This window comes from Rhizobium aouanii, assembly GCF_037002925.1.
In the GTDB taxonomy this organism is placed as follows: domain Bacteria; phylum Pseudomonadota; class Alphaproteobacteria; order Rhizobiales; family Rhizobiaceae; genus Rhizobium; species Rhizobium aouanii.
Map to the genome: position 1 here is coordinate 365468 of NZ_JBAMYD010000003.1, position 15553 is coordinate 381020.

At 61.0% G+C, this 15553-nt stretch carries 15 protein-coding genes; 7 read left to right on the forward strand and 8 right to left on the reverse strand.

Annotated elements, in window-relative coordinates:
• Window positions 1-73 precede the first annotated feature (73 nt).
• Both V8P77_RS07625 and V8P77_RS07630 read left to right on the forward strand, forming a co-directional pair.
• A complete protein-coding gene (locus V8P77_RS07625) occupies window positions 74-1807 on the forward strand; it encodes a Na/Pi cotransporter family protein (RefSeq protein ID WP_335911467.1) in 1734 nt (577 codons plus the stop codon).
• 113 nt (window positions 1808-1920) lie between these two features.
• Window positions 1921-2940, forward strand: a complete 1020-nt coding sequence (locus V8P77_RS07630; RefSeq protein WP_335911468.1) for a DUF808 domain-containing protein — start codon at window positions 1921-1923, stop codon at window positions 2938-2940.
• Window positions 2941-2967: 27 nt separating this feature from the next.
• Here V8P77_RS07630 and V8P77_RS07635 read toward each other — a convergent pair whose 3' ends face one another.
• The 4 genes from V8P77_RS07635 to uvrA form a co-directional block, all read right to left on the reverse strand.
• Window positions 2968-3933, reverse strand: a complete 966-nt coding sequence (locus tag V8P77_RS07635) for a magnesium and cobalt transport protein CorA (protein ID WP_335911469.1) — start codon at window positions 3931-3933, stop codon at window positions 2968-2970.
• A gap of 102 nt (window positions 3934-4035) precedes the next feature.
• Entirely contained in the window at window positions 4036-4842 is an 807-nt protein-coding gene (locus V8P77_RS07640; protein ID WP_335911470.1) for a DUF72 domain-containing protein, read from the reverse strand.
• Between the two features lie 24 nt (window positions 4843-4866).
• Window positions 4867-5328 carry a GNAT family N-acetyltransferase gene (locus V8P77_RS07645; protein ID WP_105005991.1) on the reverse strand — a complete coding sequence of 154 codons (462 nt, stop codon included), beginning with the start codon at window positions 5326-5328 and terminating at the stop codon, window positions 4867-4869.
• Window positions 5325-8246, reverse strand: coding sequence for an excinuclease ABC subunit UvrA (gene uvrA / locus V8P77_RS07650; RefSeq protein WP_221963559.1), 2922 nt, complete (start codon window positions 8244-8246; stop codon window positions 5325-5327). Before uvrA ends, V8P77_RS07645 begins: the two co-directional genes overlap by 4 nt.
• A gap of 283 nt (window positions 8247-8529) precedes the next feature.
• Here uvrA and V8P77_RS07655 point away from each other — a divergent pair, with 283 nt between their 5' ends.
• The gene (locus tag V8P77_RS07655) at window positions 8530-9039 is read left to right on the forward strand and encodes a single-stranded DNA-binding protein (protein ID WP_335911471.1); all 510 of its coding nucleotides are present in this window, start codon (window positions 8530-8532) and stop codon (window positions 9037-9039) included.
• A 115-nt stretch (window positions 9040-9154) separates the two neighbouring features.
• On the opposite strand, the gene V8P77_RS07660 is transcribed toward V8P77_RS07655, so the two are convergent.
• The gene (locus tag V8P77_RS07660) at window positions 9155-9802 is read right to left on the reverse strand and encodes a MarC family protein (RefSeq protein WP_335911472.1); all 648 of its coding nucleotides are present in this window, start codon (window positions 9800-9802) and stop codon (window positions 9155-9157) included.
• A gap of 236 nt (window positions 9803-10038) precedes the next feature.
• Here V8P77_RS07660 and gyrA point away from each other — a divergent pair, with 236 nt between their 5' ends.
• A complete protein-coding gene (gene gyrA / locus V8P77_RS07665; protein ID WP_335911473.1) occupies window positions 10039-12876 on the forward strand; it encodes a DNA gyrase subunit A in 2838 nt (945 codons plus the stop codon).
• 163 nt (window positions 12877-13039) lie between these two features.
• Here the strand turns inward: gyrA and V8P77_RS07670 are convergent, their stop codons facing one another.
• The 3 genes from V8P77_RS07670 to V8P77_RS07680 all read right to left on the reverse strand — a co-directional run bounded on the left by V8P77_RS07670 (window position 13040) and on the right by V8P77_RS07680 (window position 13770).
• Window positions 13040-13174, reverse strand: coding sequence for a hypothetical protein (locus V8P77_RS07670; protein ID WP_018445350.1), 135 nt, complete (start codon window positions 13172-13174; stop codon window positions 13040-13042).
• Window positions 13175-13210: 36 nt separating this feature from the next.
• Window positions 13211-13366 carry a hypothetical protein gene (locus V8P77_RS07675; protein WP_003539654.1) on the reverse strand — a complete coding sequence of 52 codons (156 nt, stop codon included), beginning with the start codon at window positions 13364-13366 and terminating at the stop codon, window positions 13211-13213.
• A 122-nt stretch (window positions 13367-13488) separates the two neighbouring features.
• Window positions 13489-13770 carry a hypothetical protein gene (locus V8P77_RS07680; RefSeq protein ID WP_335911474.1) on the reverse strand — a complete coding sequence of 94 codons (282 nt, stop codon included), beginning with the start codon at window positions 13768-13770 and terminating at the stop codon, window positions 13489-13491.
• Between the two features lie 90 nt (window positions 13771-13860).
• Here V8P77_RS07680 and coaD point away from each other — a divergent pair, with 90 nt between their 5' ends.
• The 3 genes from coaD to V8P77_RS07695 are packed head-to-tail and all read left to right on the forward strand — an operon-like array spanning window position 13861 to window position 15509.
• Window positions 13861-14355 (forward strand): pantetheine-phosphate adenylyltransferase, encoded by a 495-nt coding sequence (coaD, locus tag V8P77_RS07685; protein ID WP_065279928.1) that lies wholly within the window; start codon window positions 13861-13863, stop codon window positions 14353-14355.
• A gap of 42 nt (window positions 14356-14397) precedes the next feature.
• Window positions 14398-14970 (forward strand): peptidylprolyl isomerase, encoded by a 573-nt coding sequence (locus tag V8P77_RS07690; RefSeq protein WP_131622713.1) that lies wholly within the window; start codon window positions 14398-14400, stop codon window positions 14968-14970.
• Between the two features lie 29 nt (window positions 14971-14999).
• Window positions 15000-15509 (forward strand): peptidylprolyl isomerase, encoded by a 510-nt coding sequence (locus V8P77_RS07695; protein ID WP_003539661.1) that lies wholly within the window; start codon window positions 15000-15002, stop codon window positions 15507-15509.
• Window positions 15510-15553 lie beyond the last annotated feature (44 nt).

Consider the following 15553-nt stretch of genomic DNA (forward strand, 5'->3'; position numbering starts at 1 on the left):
GTAGGAAATCGGGCATGTGAGGCGCGGAGCGTCGTTGAAGCGCGCCATTTTGGCGCCAAGGGGGTAAGGCGTAATGAACATCGACATTTTCAAGGATATTCTTGTGCCCGTTATCGGCGGGCTGGGGATATTCATGCTCGGTCTGGAGTTCATGTCGAACGGCATCCAGGCACTCTCCGTCAACAAGATGCGCGCATTTCTCGCAAAAGCGGCAGGCACGCCGATCAAGGGCGTGATCGCCGGAACTCTCATCACCGGCGTCATCCAGTCATCGACGGCAATGACGGTCATGGTCGTCGGCCTCGTCAATGCCGGTGTTGTCGGATTGCGTCCGGCGATCAGCGTCATCATGGGCGCCAACATCGGAACGACGCTCGGAAACGGCCTGATCGCCTTGCCGCTCGGTCCTCTTGGCCTGATCTTTGCGGGCGTTTTTTCGCTGGTTTACTGCTTTGCCAAGAGCGAGCGGATCCGCAACGTCGCGCTTGCCTGCATGGGCTTCGCGCTGATTTTCTACGGTCTCAATCTGATGACCGGCGGCCTTCGGCCGCTGCGCAACATACCGGAGGTCATGGACGTTCTGTCGACGCTGACCGCCGACTCCTATTACAACCTGATCAAGTGCGTGCTGATCGCTGCCGGCGTCACCGCGATGATCCACTCCTCGTCGGCGACGATCGGTATCGTCATGGGGCTTGGCGCGGCTGGTGTCCTTGACTGGACGACGGCGGTTGCCTTCTCGCTGGGTGCCGATCTCGGAACCACGATCACCTCCTGGATTGCCTCGCTCAATCTGTCGAAGAACGCCAAACGCGCTGCCTACGCCCATATGTCCTTCAACATTATCGGCGTCTGTATCACCGTGCCCTTGTTCTTCGTCTCGATCGACGTTCTGGCATGGGCGATGCAGTGGTTCGGCGGCGATCCCGGCGTTCCTGTCGTCATCGAGGGCAAGGAGACATTTCCGCTGGTCCCGGTCGCTGTCGGTCTCTATTCAACCTTCTTCAACGTCTTCAATACGGCGCTGCTGTTTCCTTTCGTCAGCGTGTTCGAACGTGTCTTGTCGCGTATTGGCCGCACCGATGCGGAGGATGTCGAAGACTATTCGACGCCGAAATTCCTCGATCGCAGGCTCACGAGCGACTTCGCGCGGGCCGTTCCAGCCGTCCAGCAGGAGACCGCGCGGCATCTGCAGGCCGGCGCGATGTTCCTGGATATTGCCCGGTCTGCCAAGTCGGCGCCATCGGACCCGGGCGAACACTATCTCGCCACCGATATCCTCAGCCGCGACATTCGCGACTACACCGCATCGCTGATGAAGGAGGATCTGCCTTACGAGCAACTCGATCTGGTTGCCAGCCTGATCGAGGAGGCGGATTTCACCGCTGCGTTGACGGAATCGATGCATCAGGTCGCCCGGCGCGTGAAGCGTGAAAAATTCAGCGAGCCCGCTCTGGCGATCGTCAACCAGGCATTGAGCAAGCTCGATGCCTCTTTGCAGGAAATCATGCCCGACTATGGCGTGGTTCGTCCCTCGATGCCGGCCGGCCATGTCAGCCTCCCCACCGTCACCGAACTTCGGGCTCAGACACTGGCGCTTGGCCCGAATGCCGGCGCGGCTGAACGCGGCACGATCCTGGCGCTTCTCGGCTCGGTCGAGCGCGCGGAGATTCTGATCCGCCGCATCGACGAGGAGCGCAAATCCGTGAACCGGCAGAGCGTTCTGTCGCGGGCTTCTCAGAAACGGGAACGGCAGGTCCGTCCTCCGCTGGACGAGGGCGGCTTGAGCCCGATGCCGGCTGAATAACGGCCATTGTCGTCGCGATCCTTGCGTGGCATCTTCCCGCCGGAGGATGCTACGTCTCGTTGACGGGCTTTCCGTTTTCACTGTGTAAGTCTGTCTTCCCGACGGAGGCTCGAATGAGTATTGGCCTGATCGCCCTTCTTGATGATATCGCGGCATTGGCCAAGGTGGCTGCGGCATCGCTCGACGATATTGCCGGCCAGGCTGCCAAGGCAGGCGCGAAAGCGGCTGGCGTCGTCATCGACGATGCGGCGGTCACGCCGCGTTACGTCACCGGATTTTCGCCAGCGCGCGAACTGCCGATCATCGGCAGGATCGCGCTCGGCTCGCTGAAGAACAAGCTGCTGATCCTGCTTCCCGCAGCGCTTATCCTGAGTCTCGTCGCCCCGCAGGCGATCACGCCGCTGCTGATGATCGGCGGGCTTTACCTCTGCTACGAAGGCGTGGAAAAAGTCTACGGGCTGGTGCTGCCGCATGCGGCCCACGCCCATGAATCGGCACTCGAGGCAACGAGCCTCGATGCCAAATCGATAGAAGACGAGAAGGTTGCCGGCGCAATCAAGACGGATTTTATCCTGTCGGCGGAAATCATGGCGATTACGCTTGCCGCAGTGCCGTCAGGCGGCATGTTCACCCAGGCCCTCATCCTCGCCGTCGTGGGACTGGGCATCACGGTCTTGGTCTATGGCGGCGTGGCGCTTATCGTCAAGGCCGATGATCTGGGTCTGATGCTGGCGCGTGCGCGCACCGCCTCTCCGATCGGCGCCTTCTTGCGTTCGATCGGAAAGGGGCTTGTCACGGGCATGCCTTATTTTCTGAAACTGCTTGGCATTGTCGGAACGGCCGCCATGATCTGGGTCGGCGGCGGCATCATCGTTCACGGCCTCGAAGCCTATGGCATCGGCGGCCTTGCACATCTGATCCATGATGCCGGCGAGGCGACCGCGCATGCCATTCCCGCTCTGGCATCGGTGCTCAGCTGGATCGTCGAGGCCGCAGGAGCGGGCATCGTCGGTATCGTCGCCGGCTTGATCGCTATTCCGGTCGCAGGCTATATCGTCTCGCCGATCTGGCGCTACCTCAAATCGCTCCTGCCGCGCCGCCGGAAAGAGGCGCTGGCGGACGGGAAGAAATGAAACCGTCGTCCATCGACGAGCAATCCGTCATATCCAGCGGGCGCGCTTGAAACGGATGAAAAGTCCGATGCACATGACAGCGATGACTGCCAAAACGACAAAATAACCGTAGCTGGTTTTCAGCTCGGGCATATTGTCGAAATTCATGCCGTAGATACCGGCGATTGCCGTCGGAACGGCGAGAATGGCAGCCCAGGCCGCCAGCTGCCGGGTGATCGTGCCCTGTCTTTGCTGTTCAAGCAGATTGCTCGCTTCGAAAACCGATGTGATCACGTCGCGCAAGCTTGCAACCATCGTCTCGACACGGTGCATGTGCTGAAGCGCATCGCGGAAATAGGGCTTCGCTTCCCTGTCAAGCGACGGCAGGTCGAGATGGTAGAGCTTGCCGCAAAGGTCGAGCATTGCGTCCAGCACCCGCTGAAACAGAATGATTTCCCGCCGCAACTTGAAAATCCGGGTGATCTGGCTGCGGTCGAGAAACGCGTCGAGCATCTTTCGTTCCATGTCGAGAACGGCATCCTCGATCGTGCGCACGATGGGAAGGTAGCCGTCGACAATGAAATCGAGAATGGCATGCAGAATGTAGTCAGTGCCATGGCAGAGCGTCTTCGGCGAAGTCTCCAGCCGGCCGCGCAGCTCTCCGTGCCCGCGCTCCGAGCCATTCCGCACGGTGATGATATAGCGCTTGCCGACGAAAATTGCGGTTTCCCCGTAGGTGATATGATCTCCCTCAAGCTGCGCCGTCTTTGCGATGACGAACAGCTGGTTGTCATAAACGCTGAGCTTCGGCATCTGCAGGGAACTGAGCGCATCGGCGATCGAGAGTTCGTGAAGGCCAAAACGGCTTTGCAGCAGCAGGAGTTCGTCCCGGCTGGGCTTGTGCAGGCCGATCCAGATGAATTCATTATCCGTCGCCGGAATGGAGGCAGCCTCGAAAGGGACAGCCTCGACCCGGCGTCCGTCGCGATACAGATAGGATGCGGCAACGCTCATGCGGGCTCCCAGGTTACCACGCTCATGATGCCCTCATGCAATGCGTGTCTGACGATGTGATACCCACAAGGTCACGATCCTTTTGTGACTATCGAGCCCCGCCTATTTCGCCAACGCCTGCTGCAGGGCGATCGCCCCATGCGGCGCATTGACCTTGCCTTCATGAATCATGAAGGCGAAGACGTCGCGTGGCTCGACCCTCACCTTACGATCTCCATCGATCAGCGGCAGATCGTCGGGAACCTTGCCTTCGGCCCAGGTCTCCAGCCGGGTTGCCCAGGCCTTCAGGTCCTTCTCCGGGTAGCAGGTCGGAATATCGTCCGAGCCCTTCTGCAGCCTGGCATAGACGAAATCGGCCGTGACGTCGGCGATCATCGGATATTCGAAATGTTCGGCACAGACCGGCGCCACGCCGTATTTCGAAAGCAGCGCCACGAACTCCGGCACCTTGAAGGAATCGTGCCGTACTTCGACCACGTGGCGGAGCGCCAGCCCATCCTGTTTTGCCGGCAGCAGCTTCAGGAAGGCTTCGAAATCGTCCGGATCGAACCTCTTCGTCGGTGCGAACTGCCACAGCAGCGGCCCGAGATGATCGCCGAGTTCGCTGATGCCCGATGACAGGAACCGCTCCATCGACTCACCGGCTTCGGCAAGCACCCGTCGATTGGTGACGAAACGGGTCGCCTTCAGCGAGAAGATGAAACCGTCGGGCACATCAGCCGCCCATTTGGCAAAGACCGCAGGCTTCTGCGTGCTGTAATAGGTGCCGTTGACCTCGATGACCTTCAGCTGGCGGCTGGCATAATTCAGCTCATCCTTCTGTTTCAGGTCATCGGGAAAGAAATGCCCGCGCCAGGGCTCGAAGGTCCAGCCGCCGATGCCGGTGCGGATAGTGCCGGATTTCGTCATGTCGTCCTCCCCATTCGCAGCCGCTCAGGCCGCATTGATCTCTTTCGTCATGTCGACGAGCGTCCATCCTGGCCGATAAGGGTTCGGCCGGCGACCCGTTTCCTGAAACCCGAAGGCGCTGTAGAGCGCGATATTCCGCTCCATCCGCGCATTCGTGTAAAGCCGGATCTCCGGCACGGCCCATTCCCGTGCCTTGCCTTCCAGCCAGCGCAGCATCGCCAGTCCATGACCGGCACCCTGAAAGGCCGGCGAGACCGCGATGCTGAACAGCATGAGGTGATCGGAATGCTGCTCGACGACCACCAGGCCGGCCGTTTGCCCGCCGATCTCGCAGAGCCAGACCTCGCCGCGTTCGATCCTCGGTGTGTAATCCTCCGTCACCGGCATCGGCGGAGCGCCGAAGAGTTCGCTATAAGGCCGATAAGCGGCTGACGTCAGCGTCGCGATCGTTTCCAGATCATCGGGCGACGCCGGCCGCATCGTCATTCCGCCGCAACCGCCTTCTTCGCCGGCCGCCGTTCCAGCAATTCCTTCAGGAACTGTCCGGTATAGGACCGCTTCTCCTTAACGATCGCTTCGGGCGTACCGGTTGCGACGATCTCGCCGCCGCCGTCGCCGCCTTCGGGGCCGAAATCGAGCACCCAATCGGCCGTCTTGATGACTTCGAGATTATGCTCGATCACCACCACCGAATTGCCCTGGTTGACCAGTTCGTGCAGCATTTCGAGCAGCTTGGCGACGTCGTGGAAATGTAGGCCGGTCGTCGGTTCATCGAGAATGTAGAGCGTGCGCCCCGTCGAGCGTTTCGACAGTTCCTTGGCAAGCTTGACGCGCTGCGCCTCGCCGCCCGAGAGCGTATTGGCCTGCTGGCCGACCTTGATATAGCCGAGACCGACATCCTTCAGCGCTTGCAGCTTGTCGCGCACCGCAGGCACCGCGGCGAAGAAATCGACACCTTCCTCCACGGTCATATCGAGCACGTCGGCGATCGACCTCTGTTTGAAGGTGACGTTGAGTGTCTCGCGATTGTAGCGCTTGCCGTGGCAGACGTCGCAGGTGACGTAGACATCCGGCAGGAAGTGCATCTCGATCTTGATGACGCCGTCGCCCTGGCAGGCCTCGCAGCGTCCACCTTTGACGTTGAAGGAGAAGCGGCCCGGCTGGTAGCCGCGGGCCTTTGCCTCCGGCAGGCCGGCGAACCAGTCGCGGATCGGCGTAAAGGCGCCGGTATAGGTCGCCGGGTTCGAGCGCGGTGTGCGACCGATCGGCGATTGGTCGATGTCGATCACCTTGTCGATATGCTCGAAGCCGTCGATGCGGTCGTGATCGGCCGGGTTTTCACGCGCGCCCATGACGCGCCTTGCCGCCGATTTATACAGCGTCTCGATCAGGAAGGTGGATTTGCCGCCGCCTGAAACGCCGGTCACCGCCGTGAACACGCCGAGCGGGATCGACGCCGTGACGTTCTTCAGATTGTTGCCGCGCGCGCCGACCACCTTGATCTCGCGGCCCTTCTTCGGCTTGCGGCGTTCGTCGGGAACGGGGACGCCGAGTTCGCCGGAGAGATATTTGCCGGTCAGCGACTTCGGATTGGCCATGATATCCTGCGGCGTGCCATGGGCGATGACCTGGCCGCCGTGAATGCCGGCGGCCGGGCCGATATCGACCACGTCGTCGGCCGACAGGATCGCATCCTCGTCATGTTCGACGACAATGACGGTGTTGCCGATGTCGCGCAGGTGCTTCAGCGTGTCGAGTAGCCGGGCATTGTCGCGCTGATGCAGGCCGATCGACGGTTCGTCGAGCACGTAAAGCACGCCCGTCAGCCCCGAACCGATCTGCGAGGCAAGCCGGATGCGTTGGCTTTCGCCGCCCGACAATGTGCCGGAATTGCGCGACAGGCTGAGATATTCCAGGCCGACATCGTTGAGGAAGCGCAGCCGGTCGCGGATTTCCTTGAGGATGCGCACGGCGATCTCGTTCTGCTTGGCATTGAAGCTTGCCGGCAGCGTCTCGAACCAGTCGCGGGCGACGCGGATCGACATACCAGTCACTTCGCCGATATGCAGCGTGTCGATCTTCACCGCCAAGGCCTCCGGTTTCAGGCGGAAGCCGTTGCAGGAAGGGCAGGGGGCCGCCGACATGAAGCGCTCGATATCCTCGCGCGCCCAGGCGGAATCGGTCTCTTTCCAGCGGCGCTCGAGATTGGTGATGATGCCTTCGAAATTCTTCTGCGTCGTGTAGGAGCGGGCGCCATCGGCATAGTGGAATTCGATCTTGTCGTTGGTGCCGTTGAGGATGACGTCCTTGGCCTCGTCGGAGAGATCGTTCCAGCGGGTGCCGAGCTTGAAGCCGTAATGTTTGCCGAGCGCTTCCAACGTCTGATTGTAATAGGGCGAGGTCGACTTGGCCCAGGGCGCGATCGCCCCGTCGCGCAGCGTCCGCTCGGGCTCGGGCACGATCAGATCCGGATCGATCTTCTGCTGAGCACCGAGGCCATCGCAGGTCGGGCAGGCGCCGAAGGGATTGTTGAAGGAGAAGAGCCTGGGTTCGATCTCCGGAATGGTGAAGCCGGAGACCGGGCAGGCAAACTTCTCCGAAAACAGCACGCGTTCATGCGTCTCGTTCAGCGACTTGTTGGCCGAGCCGCCGGCCGACGTTTCTTCCGGCGGCAGCGGCTTGTCGGCGAATTCTGCGACCGCCAGCCCGTCGGCAAGCTTCAGGCAGGTCTCCAGGCTGTCGGCCAGGCGCGCCGAGACATCCGAGCGCACGACGATGCGGTCGACCACCACGTCGATGTCGTGCTTGTATTTCTTGTCGAGCACCGGTGCCTCGGCGATCTCGTAGAACTGCCCGTCGACCTTGACGCGCTGGAAGCCCTTCTTCATCAGCTCGGCCAGTTCCTTCTTATATTCGCCCTTGCGGCCGCGCACGAGCGGCGCAAGAATATAAAGACGGGTGCCTTCGCCGAAATCGAGGATGCGGTCCACCATCTGGCTGACGGTCTGGCTCTCGATCGGCAGGCCGGTGGCCGGCGAATAGGGAACGCCGACGCGGGCAAAGAGCAGGCGCATGTAGTCGTAGATCTCGGTGACGGTGCCGACCGTCGAGCGCGGATTGCGCGAGGTGGTCTTCTGCTCGATCGAGATCGCCGGCGACAGCCCGTCGATCTGGTCGACGTCGGGCTTCTGCATCATCTCGAGAAACTGCCGGGCATAGGCCGACAGGCTCTCGACATAACGCCGCTGGCCCTCGGCATAGATCGTGTCGAATGCGAGCGAGGATTTGCCGGAACCCGAAAGCCCGGTCATGACGATCAGCTTGTTACGCGGCAGATCGAGATCGATGCTCTTGAGATTATGCTCGCGCGCGCCGCGGATGGAGATCGTCTTCAGTTCGCTCATCGTCTCTGCTTTGGTTTTCTGGATGACAGCCCTTATTTAGTGATGCCGACGGGCGAGTCGAGGCTGAATATCCGCAAGGGCTCAAGGTTTTCGATTCTGTTGACAGGATCATACGGATAAACTAGAACAAATAAAGAACAAAATTCCTGATGGATGCATGCGGCTTTCTGATGGATAAACATGTGGATTAAATGCCGCCCATGCGCATCGGCGGTCCGTGATGGTTTAAGGTGCGCCGATCGATTAAACGCCGCCGGGCAGGGCGGCAGGCAGGGTGAGAAGTATGGCTGGTAGCGTGAATAAGGTAATTCTGGTTGGAAACGTCGGGGCAGACCCCGAAATCCGCCGCACTCAGGATGGCCGGCCGATCGCCAATATCCGTCTTGCAACCTCGGAGACCTGGCGCGACCGCAATTCCGGCGAGCGCCGCGAAAAGACCGAATGGCACACGGTCGTCGTCTTCAACGAAGGCCTCTGCAAGGTCGTCGAGCAATATGTGAAGAAGGGCGCCAAGCTCTATATCGAAGGCCAGTTGCAGACCCGCAAGTGGCAGGACCAGCAGGGCCAGGATCGCTACAGCACGGAAGTGGTGCTGCAGGGTTTCGGTTCGACGCTGACGATGCTCGACGGCCGCGGTGAAGGCGGCGGCGCGAGCCGCGGTAGTGGCACTGGCGCTGGCGGCAACGATTATGGCGACGACTACGGCGCACCGGCTCCCTCCTCATCGCCGAGCCGCGGCGGTGGCGGCGCCGGTAACTTCTCGCGGGATCTCGACGACGATATCCCGTTCTGATCGGTAGCCTTTTTTGGCTTTGTGAAAGACTTGAGAGAGCATGGTGCCTTGGACGGCGTCATGCTCTTTTTCGTTGAACCTGCACCGGATGGGCCTGAACCATCTGCCGCTATTTTTAGTGCGGCGTCGCGCTGATCAGATTGAACGCCGACTTCGCGCCATCGACGACGAATTGTGCGGCGAGCGCTGCGAGGATGACGCCGAGGAGCCGTGTCAGGATCGCCCGGCCAGTGACGCCGAGGAAACGGTCCAGCCTTTCGGCGATGAGCAGCATGACGAAGGTCAGCAGCATATTGGCGGCAATGACGCCGATCAGCTGCGCTTTCCCGATCGAGGTGGCCAGCGTGCCGGCAAGCAGGATCGTCGCCGAGATCGCGCCCGGGCCGGCAATCAGCGGCAAGGCGAGGGGAAAGACGGCGATATTCTCGATATGATCCTTGGTGATCGCCGCCTCTGTCGCCTTCTCCTTGCGCTCTTGCCGCCTCTCGAACACCATCTCGAAGGCGATCCAGAACAATAGCAGCCCGCCGGCGATGCGGAAGGCGCCGATCGAAATCCCGAGCACGCCGAGCACGCCGGCGCCGAACAGCGCGAAGACGGCAAGGATGATGAAGGCGATGACCGAGCCGCGCAGCGCCACCTGTGTGCGCTCGACCCGGCTCATGCCTGTCGTCAGGCCCAGAAAGATCGGTGCGAGCCCCGGCGGATCGATGGTGACGAGAAGCGTCGTGAAGGCGTTGATCAATTGGTCGGCGCTTGCCATCAGCTCTCCGGAACCCCATATGAGTGCGTGGTTTTTATGATTGTGAAGCGGGGATTCCGATTTGGCAAATATCCCGCAGCTGCCCGCGGCTGATTTGTCCGGTCCGGCCGCGCAACGCGCATGTTTTACCCTCTTTAAGCCGCAAAAGCCTGTTCAAAACGTGCTGTGAAATTGGCGCGGCAACAGGCTTTCCGCTATAAATCTTCAAGTGATTCTAGAAGAGATCGTGATCTGTTTTGACTGAGCAAACACCCCCCGGCGGCGGGAAGCTCCCGCCAGGCATCGAGCCCATCTCCATCATGGAGGAAATGCAGCGGTCGTATCTCGATTACGCCATGAGCGTCATCGTCAGCCGCGCGCTCCCCGACGTGCGCGACGGCCTGAAACCCGTGCACCGGCGCATCCTCTACGGCATGTCCGAGCTCGGCATCGACTGGAACAAGAAATACGTCAAATGCGCCCGCGTCACCGGTGACGTGATGGGTAAATTCCATCCGCACGGCAATTCCGCGATCTATGATGCGCTTGCCCGCATGGCGCAGCCCTGGTCGCTGCGTCTGCCGCTGATCGACGGTCAGGGCAATTTCGGTTCGGTCGATGGTGATCCGCCGGCGGCCGAACGTTATACCGAATGCCGCCTCGAAAAGGCTGCCCACTCGTTGCTCGACGATCTCGACAAGGAAACCGTCGATTTCCGCGACAACTACGACGGCACGCTCTCCGAGCCGGTCGTGGTGCCCGCCAAGTTCCCGAACCTGCTCGTCAACGGCGCCGGCGGCATCGCCGTCGGCATGGCGACCAACATCCCGCCGCACAATCTCTCCGAAGTCATCGACGGCTGCATCGCGCTGATCGACGATCCGGCCATCGAGCTGCCGGAACTGATCCAGATCATTCCCGGTCCCGACTTCCCGACGGGGGCGAAGATCCTCGGCCGTGCCGGCATCCGCTCGGCTTATGAAACCGGCCGCGGCTCCGTCATCATGCGCGGCGTCGCCGCCATCGAGCCGATGCGCGGTGACCGCGAGCAGATCATCATCACCGAGATTCCCTACCAGGTGAACAAGGCGACGATGATCGAGAAGATGGCCGAGCTGGTGCGAGACAAGCGCATCGAGGGCATCTCCGATCTGCGCGACGAATCCGACCGCCAGGGCTATCGCGTCGTCGTCGAGCTGAAGCGCGATGCCAATGCCGAGGTCATCCTCAACCAGCTTTATCGCTATACACCGCTGCAGACCTCCTTCGGCTGCAACATGGTGGCGCTGAACGGCGGCAAGCCCGAACAGCTGACCCTGCTCGACATGCTGCGCGCTTTCGTCTCCTTCCGTGAGGAGGTCGTTAGCCGGAGAACGAAATTTCTGCTGCGCAAGGCGCGTGACCGCGCCCATGTGTTGGTCGGTCTCGCCATCGCCGTCGCCAATATCGACGAGGTCATCCGCGTCATCCGCCAGGCGCCCGATCCGCAGTCCGCCCGCGAAGAGCTGATGACCCGCCGCTGGCCGGCCGAAGATGTCGAAAGCCTGATCCGTCTGATCGACGATCCGCGCCATCGCATCAATGACGACCTGACCTACAATCTCTCCGAAGAGCAGGCCCGCGCCATCCTCGAACTGCGCCTTGCCCGCCTGACGGCCCTTGGCCGCGACGAAATCGGCGACGAACTCAACAAGATCGGCGAGGAAATCAAGGATTATCTCGATATTCTCTCCTCGCGCGTCCGCATCCAGACCATCGTCAAGGATGAACTCATCGCCGTCCGCGACGAGTTCGGCACGCCGCGCCGCACCGAGATCGTCGATGGCGGTCTCGAAATGGACGACGAGGACCTGATCGCCCGCGAAGACATGGTCGTCACCGTCTCGCATCTTGGTTATATCAAGCGTGTGCCGCTCACCACCTACCGCGCCCAGCGCCGCGGCGGCAAGGGTCGCTCCGGCATGACCACCCGCGACGAAGATTTTGTTAGCCGGCTATTCGTCGTCAACACCCATACACCGGTTCTGTTCTTCTCCTCGCGCGGCATCGTCTACAAGGAGAAGGTCTGGCGCCTGCCGATCGGCACGCCGACCTCACGTGGCAAGGCGCTGATCAACATGCTGCCGCTCGCACCGGGCGAGCGCATCACCACCATTCTGCCCTTGCCCGAGGACGAGGTGAGCTGGGACAATCTCGACGTCATGTTCTCGACGACGCGCGGCACGGTTCGCCGCAACAAGCTGTCGGACTTCGTCCAGGTCAACCGCAACGGCAAGATCGCCATGAAGCTCGAAGAGGAGGGCGACGAAATCCTCTCCGTCGAGACCTGCACGGAAGATGACGACGTGTTGCTGACGACGGCGCTCGGCCAGTGCATCCGCTTCTCCGTCGACGACGTCCGGGTCTTTGCCGGCCGCAACTCGATCGGCGTGCGTGGCATCTCGCTTGCCGGCGGCGACCGCATCATCTCGATGACCATTGTGCGCCATGTCAACGCCGAGCCATGGGAACGCGCCGCCTACCTGAAGCGCGCCGCCAACGACCGCCGCCTGACGACGGGCGAGGCCGAGGAAATCGCGCTGGTCGGCGAGGAAGTCACCGAGGAGGGGCAGCTGAGCGACGAGCGTTACGAAGAGCTGAAGCAGCTCGAGCAGTTCGTCCTCACCGTCTCCGAGAAGGGCTTCGGCAAGCGTTCGTCCTCCTACGACTTCCGTATCTCCGGCCGCGGCGGCAAGGGCATCCGCGCCACCGACACGTCGAAGACCGGCGAGATCGGCGAGCTGGTCGCAGCCTTCCCTGTCGATGACGGTGACCAGATCATGCTGGTCTCCGATGGCGGTCAGCTGATCCGCGTGCCGGTCGGCGGTATCCGCATCGCCAGCCGCGCCACCAAGGGTGTCACCATCTTCTCGACGGCCAAGGACGAGAAAGTCGTCTCGGTCGAGCGCATCAGCGAGCCGGAGGAGGATGAGACGGAAGAGGCTGTCGAGGTCGCCGAAGGTGCCCCCGCTACCGACGAGGGTGCTACCGACGAAGCTGCTGGCGACGAGGCACCGATTGCCGATGGCGATCCGACCGGGCCTGCGGAGGAATGATCAAATGAGCGGGGCGGCTTCGAGCCGCCCTTTTCTTTTTGAACCGGATGATGGTTCGGGACGACACTCAAAGAAAAAGCCGGACGCTGGGTGCGTCCGGCTTTGAATGGCCCTGGCGACAGAAGGGGGCCACTCAAGGGTGGGAAGAGGAGAGAAAGGGACGTCAGAACGCTCTATGTTTTTCGTTCAGAGCCTTCACCTCTTCGCCTTCGCGCCGGAGCGCTGAAATCGTCGAGGCCACAGACACGATGAACATGACGCTGATAAGGGCGGTGAGCACTGTCAAGATCGTGAACATAGGCATTCCTTTCCTGGGGAGTTGCGTTCTCGCCCCTCAGTACTGGCCCAGAACGGCCGTGCGGGCCGAAGCATAGGGACCATAAACCTTGGACGTATCGACCTTCTGATCATAGAGAGCGACAGTTGCGGTCAGCATGCCCGTGACCATTACCATCCAGAGCACGTTAATCATCGTAATCTTGCCGGGCATTTTTATTCCTTCCGCGCCGCTCTACGTATCGGTTGAATGAACGCATCCGCCTGTAAATGGTTCCGCCGGATGTTGATCGGGTGTTTACCAATGCCGATCTGAAGCGACCTTGAATGTCTCGTTCATCTGGCATTCAGATTCGAAGCTTCGCGCAGCCGGCCCTGGGCGCGCACGATCGCCGCATGCTCGGCAAGCTCCGGCCGCACCCAGCTCATCTCGTATCGATCGGCGAAATAGCCATAGGCCATCTCGGCGGCAAGCGAGAAAACGACGGCAAGTGCAACGAGCACGATCAGCATGGACTTGGTCTTTCGGGAAACGCCGGATGCCGGAATGGCAGCGGCCGACTTGATGATTGAAGTTAAGCAGATCCTGTCTGAAACGGCCTTGAATGGCATATTCATCCGCCGTTCAGCCGTCGGGAACGACTGGGCAAATCACTTGCGGCAAGGCGGCATCCGTGACAAAAGGCGTCAAACCAACGGTCGAGCCACATGACGACAGCTTTCTATCCGGGGTCCTTCGACCCGATCACCAACGGGCATGTGGATGTTCTGGTCCAGGCGCTCAACGTCGCCGAAAAGGTGATCGTCGCGATCGGCATCCATCCCGGCAAGGCGCCGCTCTTTTCCTTCGAAGAGAGAGCCGAGCTGATCCGCCGTTCGCTGGCTGAAGCGCTGCCCGGCAAGACCGGCGACATCGCCGTCGTCGCCTTCGACAATCTGGTCGTCGATGCCGCCCGTGCCCATGGCGCCACGCTGTTGATCCGCGGTCTTCGCGACGGCACCGATCTCGATTACGAAATGCAGATGGCCGGCATGAACCGGACGATGGCGCCCGATATCCAGACCATCTTTTTGCCGGCGGGCACGGCCTCGCGGCCCATTACCGCCACATTGGTCCGCCAGATCGCCGCCATGGGCGGCGATGTCAGCGCTTTCGTGCCGGCCGCCGTCTTGCAAGCCCTCACATCCAAGCGCCCAAACTAGCAGGCGCAAAGACTAGGCGGAACCCGCCGCAATGGAGCTCATATGAAACTCTTTTATCTCGCATTTGCCGGCGTGTTGTATCTCGCCTCCTTCGCGGGGGATGCCTTCGCCCAGTCGGCCGATCATTATCTCACCATCCAGCTGAAGGATGGCCCTGTTGTCATCCAGCTCATGCCTGAGGTGGCGCCGAAGCATGTCGCCCAGATCGAGGCGCTGGCCAAAAAGGGCGAATACGACAACGTCGCCTTCCATCGCGTCATCGATGGCTTCATGGCTCAGACCGGCGACGTCAAATACGGCAATATGGAGAAGGGCTTCGACGCGAGCCTTGCCGGCACCGGCTCCTCGGATATGTCTGACATCCCGGCTGAATTCTCCAAGACCCCGTTCGTGCGCGGTACGGTCGGCATGGCCCGCTCGCAGGATCCGAATTCCGCCAATTCGCAGTTCTTCATCATGTTCGCCGAAGGCTCCTTCCTGAACGGCCAGTACACCGTCGTCGGCAAGGTCGTCTCCGGCATGGAGAACGTCGACAAGATTAAGAAGGGTGAAGGCCAGAACGGCGAAGTCAAAAGTCCCGATCGGATGATCAAGGTCACCCTGGGCAAGAAGTAAGTTACGAGAGAAACAAGAGGAGAAGGCAAATGGCCGAGATCAAGGATCCCGAAAACACCGTCATTCTGGAAACCACCAAGGGCAAGGTTGTTATCCAGCTTCTGCCGCAGGTCGCGCCGGAGCATGTCGCCCGCATCAAGGAACTCGCCCGCGAGAAGGCCTATGACGGCGTCGTTTTCCACCGCGTCATCCAGGATTTCATGGCCCAGACGGGCGACGTCGAATTCGGCAAGAAGGGTTCGGAAACCTTCAATCCCAGCCGCGCCGGCATGGGCGGTTCCTCGAAGCCGGATCTGAAGGCCGAATTCTCTGCGACCACGCATACGCGCGGCACCTGCTCGATGGCTCGTTCGCAGAACCCGAACTCGGCCAATTCGCAATTCTTCATCTGCTTCACCGACGCGCCTTGGCTGAACAAGCAGTATTCCGTCTGGGGCCAGGTCATCGAAGGCATGGATAACGTCGATAAGATCAAGCGCGGCGAGCCGGTTTCCGATCCGGACTCGATCGTCTCCATGCGGGTTGCCGCCGACGTCTGATTGTGATTTCTGCTGAAACCCGCCCTTGCGCATAGCTGCGCGGG

What these genes read in the sequence shown, in the direction of transcription:
- V8P77_RS07645 (WP_105005991.1), bottom strand. Translation starts at nt 5,328, where the DNA reads ATGACGATGCGGCCGGCGTCGCCCGATGATCTGGAAACGATCGCGACG.
- V8P77_RS07640 (WP_335911470.1), bottom strand. Translation starts at nt 4,842, where the DNA reads ATGACGAAATCCGGCACTATCCGCACCGGCATCGGCGGCTGGACCTTC.
- uvrA (WP_221963559.1), bottom strand. Translation starts at nt 8,246, where the DNA reads ATGAGCGAACTGAAGACGATCTCCATCCGCGGCGCGCGCGAGCATAAT.
- V8P77_RS07695 (WP_003539661.1), top strand. Translation starts at nt 15,000, where the DNA reads ATGGCCGAGATCAAGGATCCCGAAAACACCGTCATTCTGGAAACCACC.
- V8P77_RS07670 (WP_018445350.1), bottom strand. Translation starts at nt 13,174, where the DNA reads ATGTTCACGATCTTGACAGTGCTCACCGCCCTTATCAGCGTCATGTTC.
- V8P77_RS07625 (WP_335911467.1), top strand. Translation starts at nt 74, where the DNA reads ATGAACATCGACATTTTCAAGGATATTCTTGTGCCCGTTATCGGCGGG.
- V8P77_RS07660 (WP_335911472.1), bottom strand. Translation starts at nt 9,802, where the DNA reads ATGGCAAGCGCCGACCAATTGATCAACGCCTTCACGACGCTTCTCGTC.
- V8P77_RS07635 (WP_335911469.1), bottom strand. Translation starts at nt 3,933, where the DNA reads ATGAGCGTTGCCGCATCCTATCTGTATCGCGACGGACGCCGGGTCGAG.
- V8P77_RS07655 (WP_335911471.1), top strand. Translation starts at nt 8,530, where the DNA reads ATGGCTGGTAGCGTGAATAAGGTAATTCTGGTTGGAAACGTCGGGGCA.
- V8P77_RS07630 (WP_335911468.1), top strand. Translation starts at nt 1,921, where the DNA reads ATGAGTATTGGCCTGATCGCCCTTCTTGATGATATCGCGGCATTGGCC.
- V8P77_RS07690 (WP_131622713.1), top strand. Translation starts at nt 14,398, where the DNA reads ATGAAACTCTTTTATCTCGCATTTGCCGGCGTGTTGTATCTCGCCTCC.
- V8P77_RS07675 (WP_003539654.1), bottom strand. Translation starts at nt 13,366, where the DNA reads ATGCCCGGCAAGATTACGATGATTAACGTGCTCTGGATGGTAATGGTC.
- coaD (WP_065279928.1), top strand. Translation starts at nt 13,861, where the DNA reads ATGACGACAGCTTTCTATCCGGGGTCCTTCGACCCGATCACCAACGGG.
- V8P77_RS07680 (WP_335911474.1), bottom strand. Translation starts at nt 13,770, where the DNA reads ATGAATATGCCATTCAAGGCCGTTTCAGACAGGATCTGCTTAACTTCA.